The following is a 15808-nucleotide window of genomic DNA, read 5'->3' on the forward strand; positions in this document are numbered from 1 at the left end:
CAGGATTCATGCTTCGCGGCATTCAGTAGTTGATAAGCCAGCCAATACAGACTCCGAGCAAGAGAACCAAGGACAACTTGATCTGCTCGCGGCGCTTGCGGCGGGCCTTGCGCTGGCGCTCCACGGGCACTTCCACATGGACCCCGAATCCGGTATGCAAAACAGCATCCCCTTCGAGCGTGACCGCCGTCAAGTTCAGTTGGGCATAACGAAGCGACAAGGCTTTTTCACCGCCGAAACCGGCGAAAGGGGCACAAAGCCGATACTCCTTCAACCGCCGCAGGCCAGGATTGAGCGAGAAGCTTTGCCATTCGGCCTTGTCTGAAATCAATGGATAACAGGGCACGCCGCCAATGACTTCACGCTCGCCCAGGCGGATGTAGGGACTGTGTACGCACAAATCGTAGACATAGTTGCGCAACCACACCTGAAGAACATCCGGTCGCTGCTCCAGGATCGTGCGCGAATCTTCCACGAACGCCGGACGATAGAACGCCCAGTCATCCTCACAATGAAAGATGTAAGCCGTCTTGACATGCTCGTACGCCAGGTCGATCGAAGCCAGTTGCCCCAGCTTCGGTCGATTGACGAAGGCCGTCGTGCGGTCCTTCCAGTGAGCGGGAATGACGGCATGCACGCCTTCGTCGCCGGCATCTTCGGTAATGAAGACCTCACGGATCGGCGCGGTATTGAAACGGTCGAAGCTCTCCAGGGTCTGCTTGAGCAGATCGAGCCGGCCGCAACTGGTTACCACCAGGGTAATGTCACTATCGTCGGAAAACTGCACTGAAATACCATTTAGTCAAACGCCATCTGAACACCGGATGGCTCAACGGTTCGTATCAAACGCCCAGCTTCAGGCGCAATGTCTCCAGCAGACTCAACGGGGCACGAGGCCGCAGCGGCGGCGCCAATGCTTCAACGATTTTCTGCCCGATGCGCGCGAAACTGAACTGTTCCAGCGCCAGCTTCTGGCCGTTGTGCGCCACATTGCGCGCCAGCTCGGGGTCGGCGCGCAGCCGGGAAAGCTTTTCCTGGAGTTGCGGGATGTCACGGTACAACACCACGTTATGCATGTCCTGCAACCCCAGCGCCCGCGCCTCTTCGATGCCCTGATCGAACGCCAGCAGCACACAGCCGCAGGCCATGGCTTCGAAATTCTTGATCATGAATTCGCCCATGCCCACGTCGGCACTGACGAAAAAGCGGATACGGTTGAGGGTCTCGCAATACTCTTCGCCGGACTTGGTCCGGGTCACGACCAGAGGCTCAACCTGGCCAAGCTCATCCAGCAGCGCCTTGCGCCCACTATAGGCCACACTGTTGGTGCTGCCGACGAAGGCCAACTCGATATCCCGTTCACGCCCCTGATCCTGCAACAACGACTGATCGTAGCCCTTGGGCACGAATACCGCATCGAAACCTTCGCCACGCAGACGTTCGGTCACCACGAAGCCGGAACTGATCACCCGTACCCACGGCAGGCGACGGTAATGCGCGCTGAATTTTCCGGTGTATTTGCACGGAATGTAATTCTGGTAGGCATCGTGCTCGAGGATCACCAGGTTGGGGATCGTGCGGATGAAGCCGGCCTGACGAATTTCCTGCTTGAAACGCAGGAAAAATATGATCCGGTCATAGCGCGATACGTCCACATGCTGGCGGAAATACCCCCGCAGGTTGCGTTGTTCCTTGCTGTCGAGCCAGCGCAGGTCGCACTCGCAATGAGCGGCCACGCCTTCGTAGAGTCGGTCCAGGATGGCCCGCTGTTCTTTCTGCACCAGAAACAGAACTTTCATCGTTTTCCTTGCGGCACCGAACGACTTGATAAATAACCGGAGGCCGGTTTGCGCCGTAGCGCAAAGATGCCCCGCCTTGGGCCTCTACAGCCGCCAGAACAGTTCATGGCGACGCACAGCCTTGCGAAAAAATTCGTTCTCGCCATACACCGAGCCCGAGCGCCCCGCCAGCAGACGCTGGATGCCACGGCGCAGACGGCGCTTGAACGGCGCGCGCGGTTGCAGGTCATGCATCATGCCCAGCGCCATGGCCTTGTCGCGTTGCCCAGGCAAGGCCAGCGGCAGGCTGACGGGCTGCATCGGCAGGGCCGGCTCGAAATACGGCGGCAACGCAATGCCCGCACCCGCATCACCCATGGGCCAGCGGTCATTGTCGTGCAGGTGATTGGCATAGCCCAACAGCGTGGTCGGTTGCCACTCCAGGCCTTCGAGGGCTTGCAGGACGGCATGATGGGCGCAGAGATGATCGGGGTGCGGATCAAGGGTCGGGTGTGGCAATACAATGACTTCGGGGCGCGCCTTGAGCAGCAGCACGCGCAGGTCCGCCAGCAGGTTGTTCCAGGTTGGCGCGCCGTCGTCATCGCCGGGCAGGGCGAACGGGTTCAACTGGCGGAATAGCCGGGTATCGCTCAGCCCCGCCTCGCGAGAGCCCTGGGGCTGGCTCGGCGCGGCCTGCATCGCCGCCAGTTGCAGGCAGAAGTAACCCAACTGCACACAGTGCGCTTGAGGCACGCCGGCCCAGCGGGGTACGGCAATGCTGTCCCAGGCTCGCAAACGGCCCTTGAGTCGCGCGGCTTCGACGCTGTCCAGGCCCATCTTCCGATAATGCCCGGCCTCGATTTCACCCGCTGTCAGCGTCACGATCCAGGCCTCGTCAGCCTGGCTGTACAAACCGTAGGCGGCCAGCTCAGCATCATCGGCGTGGGGAGCGATGACCATCACCCGCTGATGTTGCACTGGTGGCGGCGTGAAGGACCACAGCGTCGGCTCGCCCAGCAAACGGCAATGACGCCCGCGCAGGCGCAGCTCGCCCCGGGACAACGCCGGGCCCTGCTCGCTGAGGTTGAGATAGCGCAGGCCATTGACCCCGCGCTCGAAGGTTTGCAGGTCCCTTTCACCCCCCGACAACTCGACGAGCGGGTCGATGAAACGTCCCAGCCAGGTGCTCTTGATCCGCAGTGCGAGGATCAGCGTCGCGCCATCATCCAGAATCACGCCTTCGTCCAACCGAAGCCGCCCGGCATTCAAATGCACCTTGGGTTGCTGGGTGAACGGCGGGAAGCTGTATTGGTAATCGTCCCGGGGCGAATAGAACAGGTGATCGGCGAACCACGCTTCGTGGGCGATCCAGCCCAGCACCGCCAGTACCAGGGGCAGCCACCAGGCCACCCCGACGCCCAGCGACACCAACACCACAAGGGCAAGTAACAACCCCACGCGCTTGTTGCGACGGTGGCGCTTGAGTAACTGTTGCTTGCGACTCATGGGTGGGTTCATACGGTAAACACCGGCACGGGGTTGCACCAACGGTCCTTGTATTCCCGGTCCGCCCGACCGAATGAAAAACGCAACGGCTTGCCGGCGGCACGGGCGTGTTCCCAGGCGCTTTGGGTGTTGAGGAAGCTCAACACGCTGCCGGGGCTGAATTCGCGGGTCTGCGGGTCGACACCACCGTTGATGTACTCGACGCTGATCCACTCGGGCGCTTCGACGCGATACACCAGTTGGATTGCAATCGGCGCATCGTTGAGAAAGATCACCGAGCCGATCAGCCATTCGCGCAGCAGCTCGATCACCTCGCCCATGCGCTCGGCACCGGTGGCCGCAAAGCCCCAGCGACGCAGGAACAGGTCGCAGTAGATCGAGGCCAGCTCGGCGCTGGAAAACTCGCCGACCGGCCGCACCACCCCGCCCGCCTCTTCCAGCAAACGCAGTTCACGGCGCTGGTTGTAGCGAAACTTCTTGGACAGCTCTTCCGGCGTGCGGGCCATGGCCAGTTGTTCCTGCTGCAACTTCAAGCCGCTGAAGCGCCCCTCGTTGAGGGCCGACAGGTAACGTCCACGATGACGCAACGGCGCTTGCGCGTCGGGCGCCGCCGGCAGGATCAGCTCGGCATTGCCCAGGTCGAACAAGCCCTTCTTGCCGCTGCGCTTGAGCACATCTTTGGACAGCGCCAGGTCGCGGCCCCAGGTCGGTATGGCCGCCTTGAGCTCACCGCCCTGCTCGAACGCCAGGTAACGCACGGGAATCCCGGCCAGGGCCGCCAGGCGCTCGACCACCAGGGGATGAGTGGCCACGCTGCCGCCAAAACGCTGCCAGGCCTGGGCATAAATCGACGCATCGACGGCGGTCCAGCCGCGCTCGCGCCAGCCTTGGAATCGGTTGAACATCAGGCCCTCGGCGCCAGTTCGGTGACTTGGGGCAAACGCCAGAATGCCTCGCGTACGGCGCGATCCGAAAAACGTTCGCGCAAGCGATCGAGCATCAGCTCGGCGCATTGGCGACGCTGCAGATCGTCCATGGCCGCCAGGTGCTGCAGCCCCTGGGCCATGTGCTCGGCGTCGCCCAGCGGAAACAGGATGCCAACGCCTTCGACCACCTCCTTGGCACCACCGCAGGCCGTGGCCAGCAACGGTACGCCGGCGGCCATGGCCTCGAGCAGCACCATGCCGAACGGTTCATGGTCGGAGCTCAGGGCGAACACATCAAAAGCACGGAAATAACGGCGCGCTTCGGGCACCTGGCCGAGGAACAGCACACGATCAGCAATGCCCAGCTCTCGGGCCAGTGCCTTGAGGTCCTGCTCCAGACGGCCCTTGCCGAGAATTGCCAACTGGCTGTTGACCGGCAGATGCCCCAGCGCTGCGGCAAAGCCGCGCAACAGTGTGGCCTGGTCCTTGTCCGGGTGCAGACGGCCGACATTGCCGACAATCCAGGTGTCCGTATCCAGCCCCAGCGTATGCCGCGCCTCCTCCCGGGAGACCAGGCTGGCCTGGACGGCATCAAGGTCGATGCGGTTGTAGAGGGTCTGGATCCGGGCAGCCGGCCATTTCGGCAGGCAGCGGCGCATGTCGTCACGCACCGCATCGGAAACCCCGAGCAGGCTCAGGCGCTTGCGGTAAACGTGGGCGAACAACCGGCGAGTGCGCCGCTGGTAGTCCCCGAAGGCATGGTGCACGCCAATCACCGGCAAGCGAGTACCCAGCAGGGCGATGTAGATCGGCTTGAAGCGATGGGCAATGCAGAAACTGAAATTGCGCGAGGCGGCGATCTTGCGCAGATCGCCGATGGCGCCCAGCTTCAGGCCACGAATGGCGCTGGAGCTGTATTCCATGAACAGCACCTCGTCCGAGGCACAGGCGGCAGCGACTTCGGCATCGGCCGCCCCGGTGAGGAACACTGTGGTCACGCGATAGCCGGTGCCTGCGAACAAGCTGGCGTACTGACGGGCGCAGTCCAGGAACGGCCCGTCATAACCGTGGCAGAACTGCAGCACATGTCGCTCAGCCGAGCGTGTCATAAGCGTCCACGCCGTCTTTGACCACCAGGATGTCTTCCATGATCAGGTACTGCAGGTCGGAACCGAAGAACATGTTCAGCGCGTCGGTCGGCGAGCAGATCATCGGTTCGCCACGACGGTTGAGCGAGGTGTTCAGCGACACGCCGTTGCCGGTCAACACTTCCAGGGCCTTCATCATGTCGTAGTAGCGCGGGTTGTATTCGCGCTTGAGCACCTGGGCCCGGGAGGTGCCGTCTTCATGGACGACTTCCGGCACGCGGGTTTTCCATTCTTCGGCCACTTCGAAGGTGAAGGTCATGAACGGTGCCGGGTGATCGACCTTGATCATCTGCGGCGCAACGGTGTCGAGCATCGACGGGCAGAAAGGCCTCCAGCGCTCGCGGAACTTGATCTGTTCGTTGATCCGATCAGCCACGCCGCTGGCGCTTGGGCACCCGATGATCGAGCGACCGCCCAAGGCACGCGGGCCAAACTCCATGCGGCCCTGGAACCAGGCCACCGGGTTACCGTCGACCATGATCTTGGCAATGCGCTCGGGGGTGTTGTCGATCTTGCGCCAGGCAGGCTTGCTCGGATGACGGGCGCACGCGGCGATCACGTCTTCGTTGCTGTAGGCCGGGCCGAGGTAGACGTGTTCCATCTTCTCCACCGGCACGCCACGGGCGTGGGACACATACGCCGCCGCACCCACCGCCGTACCGGCGTCACCGGAAGCCGGTTGCACGAACAGCTCCTTGACGTCGTCACGGGCGATGATCTTCTGGTTCAGCTTGACGTTCAACGCACAACCACCGGCGAAGGCCAGCTTGCCGGTTTCCTTGAGCACGTCGCCCAGGTAGTGGTCGATCATTTGCAGCGCGAGCTTCTCGAACAGCGCCTGCATGCTCGCCGCGTAGTGGATGTACGGCTCGTCGGCGATGTCGCCTTCGCGTTTCGGGCCGAGCCATTCGATCAGCTTCGGCGAGAAATAGAAGCCCTTGCCCTTCTCTTTATAGCGGCGCAGGCCAATCACGTTGGCGTAGTCGGTATTGATCACCAGCTCGCCGTTTTCGAACGAGGCCAGGCGCGAGAAATCGTACTTGGTGGCATCGCCGTAGGGCGCCATGCCCATGACCTTGAATTCGCCATCGAGCATTTCAAAACCGAGGAACTCGGTGATCGCGCCGTACAGGCCGCCCAGGGAGTCCGGGTCGAAGAATTCCTTGATCTTGTGGATCTTGCCGTTTTCGCCGTAGCCGAAGAAGGTCGTGGCGTACTCGCCCTTGCCGTCGATGCCCAGGATCGCGGTTTTTTCCTGGAAGCCCGAGCAGTGGTAGGCACTGGAGGCGTGGGCCAGGTGGTGCTCGACCGGCTCGATCTTGATTTTCTTCGGATCGAAGCCCAGTTGCTCCAGGCACCAGACGATCTTGCGGCGATAGCGCTTGTAGCGACGGTTGCCCATCAGGATCGCATCGAGAGCCCGATCCGGGGCGTACCAGTAACGTTTGGCGTAGTGCCAGCGCGCTTCGCCGAACAGGCTGATCGGGGCGAACGGAATCGCCACCACATCGACGTCGGAAGGCTTGATGCCGGCTTGTTCCAGGCAGAACTTTGCCGACTCGTAGGGCATGCGGTTCTTTGCATGTTTATCGCGTACGAAGCGCTCTTCCTCGGCCGCCGCGATCAGCTTGCCGTCTATGTACAGCGCTGCGGAAGGATCATGGCTAAGGGCGCCGGACAGGCCAAGAATCGTCAATGCCACAGGGTCTAGCCTCTTATGTCTGCATACGGGCGACAAGCGCCTCGAAAAAGTTGATGTGCCGCTCGCCAGGGCGCGGGGCAGCCAAAGGGGGGCGATTATAACTTAAAAGCCGCCTCAAACCTCTAGCGGTGAGACGCGAGCTTCGTGGCGACTTACGACATATGTACATTGACAGCTGCGGACCACCAACATGATCCCTGCAAGCGGAGTGCTGGCCTGGGATTTGCGGTCGACGTCCTGGCCTCGGTGAGCCTCATTCGAGTTCCATGTTTAAAGAATAAAAAACAACCCGGCACTCAATCGTGCTCCTTTCGCCCTCCGAAACTGTGGGGTTTGCGCTCGAACATTTATACCTTTTCCTATACCGAACCCTTGCCCATCATTCGCTGCGAAACGCTATCGTCCGGTGCGCCGAACAATGAGGCGTCTCGTAACATACCAAGCGAGCGCTCATGGCGCGTTAAAGAGTCAATAGCCAAATAGAATACCGGCAAAAGCCAGTCATTATAAAAATCAAATAACCGCCTATCGCCACTGTAAAGAATGACAGTTGAGCAGGCTCAGGAAACAGTGAAAATCGGGAGTGCGATACTTCAAACACCACAGGAAACCCACCATGACCACATACGCGATAACAATTGGCGGTAATGGAACCGAGTCCCGCGCCTATGAACCCGGCCATGCGGCCCAGCAACTCAGGCTGGAGCCCTCAGCCGACGGTTCTCATCACCTCATAAACCCGGACGGCTTTGTACTGACTACCGTAGGCGACGGGAGCATAATGACGTCAAAGAGCGCTACCGACGGCAGCGGATCGATAAGTTTTGAAGTTCAACAGCAGGGGGACGGGACCGTAAGAATAAAAGCAGGCTACTACAATCTCTGGGTACAACTTACTGGCTATGACGTAAAAACTGTTCAGTGGGATCCCAATAGCCCCTATCAGAAATTGACTCAACGAGATGAAGGCAATGGCTACTATGCCTTTACAGTAGATCTTTAAACCCTGCAACTCGCTGATTTGTTCGATAATCAAACCTATATACCGGCGCATATCGGCATGGACATCAGGTCTTGCCGCCCGAATAAATCAGCGCTTGCGGAGCCAGTCAATCCTGGAGCAGATACATGCGTTCAATCTTCCTGCCCCCTTTCTCAAGTTTCACCCATCGAGCCTCTGTGGCAGCCGCTGATCGATCACTCGATACAACGCGCTGCCCTCAGGCCAGTTGCGCATGAACCGTGCCCGATCCCGCGCATACGCCGGGGCGAAGCTGGACTGGGTGCGGTGTTGGCACATCGAATCGAGGTCGATCAGCGCCCAGCGGTCGTGCTGCCAGAACAGGTTGTGGCCCTTGAAGTCGCCATGGCTGATGCGCTCGCGGATCAGGTCGGCGAACAAGCGATCCAGCGCCAGCAACTCGGCTTCGGGGGCTTCACCGCTCTGCACGTAAGGGCCGAAGCGCTCGATGATGTCCGGCCCCGCCAGGTGTTCGGTGACCAGATAGGCGCCGCGGCGCAGCCACAAAAAACGTTTTTCCAGCAAGGCCAGTGGCTTGGGCGTGGCAATGCCGAGGAAGGCCAGGCGATGGCCTTCGCGCCAGGAATGCCAGGCGCGGCTCGGGCGCCAGAAGCGCTTGAGCCAGTGGGCGAAGTTCTTGATGTTGTAGCGCTTGATCACCAAGGTGCGACCGTTCGCCTCGACTTTGCCGACACTGGCTGCGCCGCCGGTCTTGTACAGATGGCCATGATCGAGCAGCGCATCAGCCTGCTCCAGCACCGGCGTCATGGCCGCTTCTTCATCCCGCCGGATCGCCCGCAAGCCGAACGCCCCGCGCTGCACGCTGAAAAGGCTGCACTCGCGCCCGACTTTCTCGAGGAAGTCCTTCAGGCGCCAGGCCTGCACCTTGTCGATCTGCTTTTGCAGCGCTTCCATGGGCAGCGCGTGTTCGGCGTTGCCCAACAGGTAATACACCAACAGCTCTTCATTGAACGGCTGGAGAGCTTTGGGAAGCTGGGCGAAAAACACCCCCAGGTTTTCCAGGACTTTCTGCCGCGACAACGGTTGCCCCGGGGTTTCGGCGCGGATGCCGGCACCGTCGATCAAGTAGAGCTTGCCGTCGTGGCGCAGCAGATTGTCCAGGTGCAGGTCTTCCTGCCACAGGCCTTTGCCGTGCAGTTGCGCAATGGCGCCCAGGGCTTCGGCCAGCACCGCCGTCTGTTCGTCGGCCAGCAAGGGCAGGTGTTCGACCCGTTGCCAGGCCTCCCCCAGGCTCTCGGCGCCTTCGAGCAATTCGAACAACAACCAGCCGCCTTCAGCCTCGTTCAAGCCATCGGCGAGCAACAGCGGCGTCGTCAGCCCTTGCTCCGCCAGCAAGCGCACGCCTTGCAGTTCCCGCTGGAAGTGCCGGGCGGCCTTGTTGCCCACCAACAATTTGGCCAGCACCGGCCGACCACGCCAGATGCCCGCCCCGACATAGCGCTGCCCCGGCAACACCCGCAACAGAGAAAGCAGCTGCAATCGCGCCGGGCCGGCGGCGTCGGCCAGTTCCAGGCTCAATGGCAGGCTGGGGCTGCGGCCGGCGTTCTTCAATTCGGACAAATGCATCAACGGGCTCCCTTGTGGCTGCGCCGGGCGCTCAGGCGCTCCATCCAGCTGTCGACCAGCCCGGCATCGAGCGGTTGGGCCAGGTAGGCAGACAACAGCTGGCGTACATCGGCATCACTCCAGATGGAGGCGCGCCGCAACAGCGGCTCCAGGTCCTTGACCCGGTCACGCTGACCAAACAGCAGCGGCCGAGTCTTCTCCAAGTCGATCAATTGCGCTTGATAACCGTCGGCGGTGGTTTGCAGGAAGATGTGCTTGGGATAGAAGCAACCGTGCACCTGATGCATGCCATGCAGGCGCCGCGCCAACAGCCCACAGGCGTTGAGCACGGTGGTGCGCTGCGTCGCCGTCAGGCTCGGCCAGCGTTGCAACAGCGAGTCCAGGTCGTCCCAGCCGTCCAGGGCCCGGGTCAGCAGGATCGCCCGCACCTCGCCCTCCACCTTGCGCTGTCCATAGAACACCGCTTGCAGGGCCGGAATCCCCAACTGCCGATAACGACTGATGTTGCGAAACTCCCGGGAAAAACTCGGCTCGCCAAAAGGGTGGGACCAGGTCCGGGTCAGGTAATTGCTTTGGCGCTTGAGGTAATAGCCCTGCCCGTCCAGCTCCAGCCGGAATACGCTGCTCCAGCCATCACCCGAGGTATTGGGTTCGTCCACCGCATCCAGTTGCCGCGCCCACAAGGCCTCGAAGCTGTCCAGGCCATGGCGTTGCAACAACGCTTGGTCTTCAGCGGCCAGAAAGTCAGTCATTCACGCCCCTCGAAAAATCTCACCACGTGACGGATGCGTTTCTTGTCACACGCATCGAGCCGGTCGCGCTGGCGGTATTGCAGGTAAAAGCGCAGGCGCTGCGTGGCCGACAAATGGTATTTGGCCACTTTGTCCAGGCATGCCAAATCCTTGGTGATGCGGTACTTGAGCCAGAAGCCACGCCAGAAATCCCCGTTCGGGCAGTCGATCAGAAACAGCTGCGAGCGGTCGTCGATCAGCAGGTTGCGCCACTTCAGATCGTTATGGGTGAAGCGGTGGTCGTGCATGGTCCGCGTATAGCCGGCCAGTTGCCGACTGACATGATCGACCCAGGCACGGTCCGCCAGCCGCGAATCGTGACGCTCGGCGAGCGCCGAGAGGTCTTCGGTGTGGGGCAGTTCGCGGGTGATCAGCGCGCCACGGGCGTAGCTCGCACCGTTTCGCTCCAAGCCCCAGCCCACGACTTCGGCGGTGGGAATGCCCCATTTGGCGAAGCGCTTGAGGTTCTGCCATTCGGACTTGACCCGTGGCTTGCCCAGGTAGCGTCGCAAGCCTTTGCCGGCACCGACGTAGCGCTTGACGTAATAGTTCACGCCGTTGCGCTGCACCCGGATCACCTCCGACAACGGGTCTCGGGTCAAACGCTCCCCTTGCAACGCGAACACCGCTTCCAGGCTGCCAAAATCCTCCGCCAGCTCGACGTACTCCGGTTCCAGATTCCAACCCGACATCAGAGCGCGTCCCCGTACCGCAGCTTTCGGGCATACAGCTTGCTGGCCTTGCCTTCGAGCCAGGCCAGCAACGACGCCTCTTCGGCGAGGATCCGCCGCAGCGGCTGCTGGAAATAGCCCTTGAGAAAACGCAGCTTGTCGCGGCGGGTCAGGCCGATGTCCAGCGCCGAGAAATACAGCGCCGCCAGGTCCTTGTTGCGCCAGCGAGTGGTGATGGCAGGACGGGTCTGGGCGCGGTGCAGGTCGATCACCGAGAGTTTGAAATCCCCAGGGGTCACCGGCTTGTCGGTGTGCAGCAGAAAGTGGCAGATATAGCAGTCGCGATGATTGACGCCGGCGCGGTGCATCATGCCGGTCATGCGTGCCACTTCGGCGATCAGCGCACGCTTGAGCGTCGGTTGTGGCGGCTGCTTGACCCAGTCGATGCTGAAATCTTCGAGGCTGACGGTCGGCGCCAGCTCTTCGGTGATGATGAACGAGTGCTGGTCCGCCGGGTTGCTGCCCTTCTCGCCGTAGGCGACAGCGGTCATGGTCGGCACGCCGGCTTCCTGCAAACGCTGGATAGCCTTCCACTCCTGCCCTGCGCCGAGGACCGGCAGCTTGGCGGTGAACAGGTTCTTGAAGATTTCGCCCCAACCGATGCCACGGTGGATCTTCACGAAAAAGCCGCGACCGTCCACCTCCGTGCGCAAGGTGCGCCGGGCTTCCAGTTCACGATAGACCTCGCCCTTGAGCGCTTCGACTTCGGTGAACGCATCGCGTCCGGCCCAAAGGCTCTTGAACGGTTCGGCCAGCATCAACTTCATTGTGCGTGCTCCGCCAATATCACATCGGCCGCGTGCTGCGGCATGCTGTAGAGGTCGGCCGTCTCGGCGAAGGCCAGACCATTGCGGCTCCAGGCCGCCCGGGCATCGGCATCGTTCAACATGCGGCCCAGGTATTCGTTGAGCTGGGCTTGTTCGAACGGCTCATCCAACACCAGGCCACTGTCGGCCTCGGCGATGTAATGGGCGTACCCACACACCGCGCTGACCAGTACCGGCAACCCGGCCACCAGTGCTTCGAGCAGTACGGTGCCGGTGTTCTCGTTGTACGCCGGATGGATCAACAGATCGGCGCCCAGCAGGAAACGCGGGATGTCGCTGCGGCCCTTGAGGAACCGCACGTTGTCGCCCAGACCCAGCGCGGCGCTCTGCAGTTGGAATACCTTGGGGTCGTCCTGGCCAATTACAAATAGCCGGGTGCGTTTTCGCAGCTCGGCTGGCAACGCGGCCAGGGCCTTGAGGCTGCGATCCACGCCCTTGGTCTTGAACCCCGAGCCGATCTGTACCAGCAGCAGGTCGTCGTCGGCCAGCTCGAATTCGGCCCGGAACGCGGCGCGGATCTGATCGGCATCGACGGGCCGCCGGCGGTCCTGGGCGATGCCCGGTGGCAGCAGGTGAAAGCGTTCCAGCGGTGTGCCGTAGTGCTTGATGAACAGCGGCTGCTGGACTTCGGAAATCATCAGTACGTCGGTTTTTGCATCCTTGGCGAACACGGCACGCTCGTACTCGGCGAAATGCCGGTAGCGGCCCCAGCGCCGGTACAGCGAGTTGCGCAGGTTCTGCGCCTTGTCTTCGAAACAGCCGTCGGCCGCGTAGTACACGTCCAGGCCGGGCATTTTATTGAAGCCGATCAAACGGTCCACCGGGCGCTTGGCCAGGTCGGCCTCCATCCACGCGCTGAGTTTCTCGTTGCGGCGATGATTGAACAGCGCCTTGACCGGCGCCACCAGCACCTCGAAGCCGGGCGGCACGTCACCTTCCCAAATCAGCGTGTAGACACGGATCTGGTGACCGCGTCGCTGGCATTCCAGGGCGATGCGCATGAAGTCACGCTGCAGGCCACCGAAGGGGAAGTACTTGTAAAGGACAAAAGCCAATTGCATCAGCGCGGCTCCTCAGCCAATAACGTGCTCAGGTGGCTGGCAACACGCTCGGGGTTCAGACGCGTGAAGCACAGGGGCTGCTCGCGTTTCAGGTCAAACCGCCGGGCATCTTCGGCGGTCGGCGGGTAAGTGCAGTGTTTCTGCATGCACGGCGCGCAGGGGAAATCACTGGCGAGGTGAATCTGGCCCTTGCCATAGGCACCGGTCAGCACCGGATTGGTCGGGCCGAGCAGCGAAATGGTCGGCACGTCCAGGGCCGCGGCCAGATGCCCGAGGCCGGTGTCCACAGCCACGCAGGCCTGGGCGCCGGCAAGTACCTTGCCCATGCCGCCAAGGTTCAGCTTCGGCAGTACCAAGGCGTTGCGCAGCCCGCTGGCGATGCGTTCGGCCCGGGCCTTTTCGGCCGGGTTGCCCCACGGCAGTTTGACGACCACGCCGAACTGCCCCATGCGCTCAGTGAGCTGGCGCCAGTAAAGTTCGGGCCAATGCTTGGACTCCCAGGTGGTGCCGTGCAGGAACACCACGTAGGGGTATGGGCGTGGCAACTCCACCAGCCGGTCGACATCGAGGCCGTAGTTACCCAGCGTCTGCGGCAAGTCATACCCCAGCGCCACGGCGAATAGCTGGCGCACGCGCTCCACCGCGTGCTGACCACGGGCCACCGCCAGGCGCCGGGAATAAAAGCGCGCCGCCAGGGGCTCACGCGCCGAGTTTTTATCCAACCCGGCCACTGGCGCCTTGACGTAACGGGTCAGCCAGGCGCTTTTCAGCAGGCCCTGGGCGTCGATTACCAAGTCATATTTTTCGGCGCGCACGCTCTGCTTGAAGCGTCGCCATTCGCCGCTCTTGATGGTTTGCCAGAGGTTCTTGCGCCAGCGCCGGATCGCCACCGGGATGACCTTGCCCACGGCCGGGTGCCAGGTGGGGATTTCGGCGAAGCCTTCTTCCACCACCCAATCGAACTTGATGCCCGGAATCGCCCGCGCCGCATCGGTCAGCGCCGGCAGGGTGTGGACCACATCCCCCAGCGAAGAGGTCTTGATCAGCAATACCCGCAAGTTACCGAACCTCCACGGGTGTGCCCTGCAAACGCTCCAGGGCCTCGTTCACCGACGGTGGCATGAGCTGGCGCAGGCAATTGTAATGGCCGAAACGGCAGGTGCGGTCGAAACACGGGCTGCATTCGATGCCCAGGCGCACGACTTCGACCTGGTCGGCCAGCGGCGGCGTGAAGCCTGGCGAGGTGGAACCGTAGACCGCCACCAAGGGACGGTTAAGGGCTGCGGCCACGTGCATCAGGCCCGAGTCGTTGGACACCACCGAATCGGCGCAGGACAGCAGGTCGATGGCCTCGGCCAGGGACGTGTCGCCACTGAGGTTCACCGACTCTTCCCGAAGGCCCGGGATCAACCGCGAGCGGATGTCCTCGCCCACGGGGTGATCTTTTTTCGAGCCGAACAGCCAGACTTGCCAGCCGTCGCGAATCTTCGCCTCGGCCACCTGGGCGTAATGCTCCGCCGGCCAGCGCTTGGACTCACCGAACTCGGCCCCAGGACACAGGGCCAGCACCGGACGGTCCAGGCTCAGGCCGAACTTGGCCAGCGCCGCGTCACGGGTCACCGGGTCGATCCGCAGGCTCGGCCGCGGGTACGGCTTGGGCAACTCGGCTCCCGGCGCGTAGGCCAGGGCCATGAAACGCTCGATCATCAGCGGGTAACGGTCTTTATCCAGGGCGCGCACGTCGTTGAGCAGGCCGTAGCGAAACTCGCCACGCCAACCGGTGCGCTTGGGGATACCGGCGAAGAACGGCACCAGCGCCGATTTCAAGGAATTGGGCAACAGGATCGCCTGGTCGTACTGACCGGCCAGGGATTTGCCGATGCGTCGACGGGTCGCCAGCTCCAGCACGCCGTGGCCGAGCGGGAAGCTCAAGGCCTTGCGCACTTCGGGCATGCGCTCCAGGATCGGCCGGCTCCACTCGGGGGCCAGGACATCGATTTCGCACTGCGGGTGACGCTGCTTCAGGCACTGGAACAGTGTCTGCGCCATTACCATGTCACCGACCCAACTGGGCCCAACGATCAGAATATTCATGTGCTTTCCAAAAACGATACGGGGAGGCCTACGCCTCCCCGCCTCGAGAATCACTGTGGCTTAGGTCGTTGCCTGTTGCCCTAATCTACAACTGTGGGAGCAAGCTTGCTCGGGATAGGGCCATAACATTCAACATCCATGTCGCCTGACACTCCGCTATCGCGAGCAAGCTCGCTCCCACAAGGGGCCTGCATAGGTTTCAATACCGTGCAGCACCCCAAATCCACTGTGGGAGCGAGCTTGCTCGCGATCAGGCCATCACATCCGACATCAATGTCGCCTGACACTCCGCTATCGCGAGCAAGCTCGCTCCCACAAGGGGCCTGCATAGGTTTCAATACCGTGCAGCACCCCAAATCCACTGTGGGAGCGAGCTTGCTCGCGAAGAGGCCATCACATCCAACATCAATGTCGTCTGACATTCCGCTATCGCGAGCAAGCTCGCTCCCACAAGGGGCCTGCATAGGCTTCAAGTACCGTGCAGCACCCCAAATCCACTGTGGGAGCGAGCTTGCTCGCGATCAGGCCATCACATCCGACATCAATGTCGCCTGACACTCCGCTATCGCGAGCAAGCTCGCTCCCACAAGGGGCCTGCATAGGTTTCAATACCGTGCAGCACCCCAAATCCACTGT

General features: G+C 61.9%; 14 protein-coding genes. 1 reads left to right on the top strand and 13 read right to left on the bottom strand.

Going from position 1 to position 15808, the window contains the following annotated elements; genetic code table 11:
- Positions 1-22 precede the first annotated feature (22 nt).
- The 6 genes from AO356_RS08900 to AO356_RS08925 form a co-directional block, all read right to left on the bottom strand.
- Positions 23-787, bottom strand: coding sequence for a hypothetical protein (locus AO356_RS08900; RefSeq protein WP_060739462.1), 765 nt, complete (start codon positions 785-787; stop codon positions 23-25).
- A gap of 55 nt (positions 788-842) precedes the next feature.
- Entirely contained in the window at positions 843-1799 is a 957-nt protein-coding gene (locus AO356_RS08905; RefSeq protein WP_060739463.1) for a glycosyltransferase family protein, read from the bottom strand.
- Between the two features lie 84 nt (positions 1800-1883).
- Entirely contained in the window at positions 1884-3284 is a 1401-nt protein-coding gene (locus AO356_RS08910) for a PIG-L deacetylase family protein (RefSeq protein ID WP_060739464.1), read from the bottom strand.
- A gap of 8 nt (positions 3285-3292) precedes the next feature.
- A complete protein-coding gene (locus AO356_RS08915) occupies positions 3293-4189 on the bottom strand; it encodes an antimicrobial resistance protein Mig-14 (RefSeq protein ID WP_060739465.1) in 897 nt (298 codons plus the stop codon).
- A complete protein-coding gene (locus AO356_RS08920; protein WP_060739466.1) occupies positions 4189-5319 on the bottom strand; it encodes a glycosyltransferase in 1131 nt (376 codons plus the stop codon). The genes AO356_RS08915 and AO356_RS08920 overlap by 1 nt, the downstream gene beginning before the upstream one ends.
- Positions 5303-7060: a carbamoyltransferase gene (locus AO356_RS08925; RefSeq protein WP_003197115.1), complete on the bottom strand. Its 1758-nt coding sequence runs from the start codon at positions 7058-7060 to the stop codon at positions 5303-5305. The genes AO356_RS08920 and AO356_RS08925 overlap by 17 nt, the downstream gene beginning before the upstream one ends.
- 616 nt (positions 7061-7676) lie before the next feature.
- Between AO356_RS08925 and AO356_RS08930 the strand changes: the two genes are divergently transcribed.
- Complete coding sequence (locus AO356_RS08930) at positions 7677-8063, top strand: hypothetical protein (RefSeq protein WP_060739467.1); 387 nt, start codon at positions 7677-7679, stop codon at positions 8061-8063.
- Positions 8064-8222: 159 nt separating this feature from the next.
- On the opposite strand, the gene AO356_RS08935 is transcribed toward AO356_RS08930, so the two are convergent.
- Genes AO356_RS08935 through waaF form a run of 7 tightly spaced genes read right to left on the bottom strand, consistent with a single transcriptional unit; the run spans position 8223 to position 15172 of the window.
- Positions 8223-9668 (bottom strand): lipopolysaccharide kinase InaA family protein, encoded by a 1446-nt coding sequence (locus AO356_RS08935; RefSeq protein WP_060739468.1) that lies wholly within the window; start codon positions 9666-9668, stop codon positions 8223-8225.
- Positions 9668-10420 (bottom strand): lipopolysaccharide kinase InaA family protein, encoded by a 753-nt coding sequence (locus AO356_RS08940; RefSeq protein WP_060739469.1) that lies wholly within the window; start codon positions 10418-10420, stop codon positions 9668-9670. The genes AO356_RS08935 and AO356_RS08940 overlap by 1 nt, the downstream gene beginning before the upstream one ends.
- Positions 10417-11151, bottom strand: coding sequence for a lipopolysaccharide kinase InaA family protein (locus tag AO356_RS08945; protein WP_060739470.1), 735 nt, complete (start codon positions 11149-11151; stop codon positions 10417-10419). The genes AO356_RS08940 and AO356_RS08945 overlap by 4 nt, the downstream gene beginning before the upstream one ends.
- On the bottom strand, positions 11151-11957 hold the full coding sequence (gene rfaP / locus AO356_RS08950) for a lipopolysaccharide core heptose(I) kinase RfaP (protein WP_060739471.1): 807 nt from the start codon (positions 11955-11957) through the stop codon (positions 11151-11153). Before rfaP ends, AO356_RS08945 begins: the two co-directional genes overlap by 1 nt.
- Positions 11954-13078, bottom strand: coding sequence for a glycosyltransferase family 4 protein (locus AO356_RS08955; RefSeq protein ID WP_060739472.1), 1125 nt, complete (start codon positions 13076-13078; stop codon positions 11954-11956). Before AO356_RS08955 ends, rfaP begins: the two co-directional genes overlap by 4 nt.
- Positions 13078-14136 (bottom strand): lipopolysaccharide heptosyltransferase I, encoded by a 1059-nt coding sequence (gene waaC, locus AO356_RS08960; RefSeq protein WP_060739473.1) that lies wholly within the window; start codon positions 14134-14136, stop codon positions 13078-13080. The genes AO356_RS08955 and waaC overlap by 1 nt, the downstream gene beginning before the upstream one ends.
- A gap of 1 nt (position 14137) precedes the next feature.
- Positions 14138-15172, bottom strand: a complete 1035-nt coding sequence (gene waaF, locus AO356_RS08965; RefSeq protein WP_060739474.1) for a lipopolysaccharide heptosyltransferase II — start codon at positions 15170-15172, stop codon at positions 14138-14140.
- Between the last annotated feature and the right edge of the window lie 636 nt (positions 15173-15808).

Origin of the sequence: Pseudomonas fluorescens (genome assembly GCF_001307275.1) — a bacterium.
In the GTDB taxonomy this organism is placed as follows: domain Bacteria; phylum Pseudomonadota; class Gammaproteobacteria; order Pseudomonadales; family Pseudomonadaceae; genus Aquipseudomonas; species Aquipseudomonas fluorescens_AA.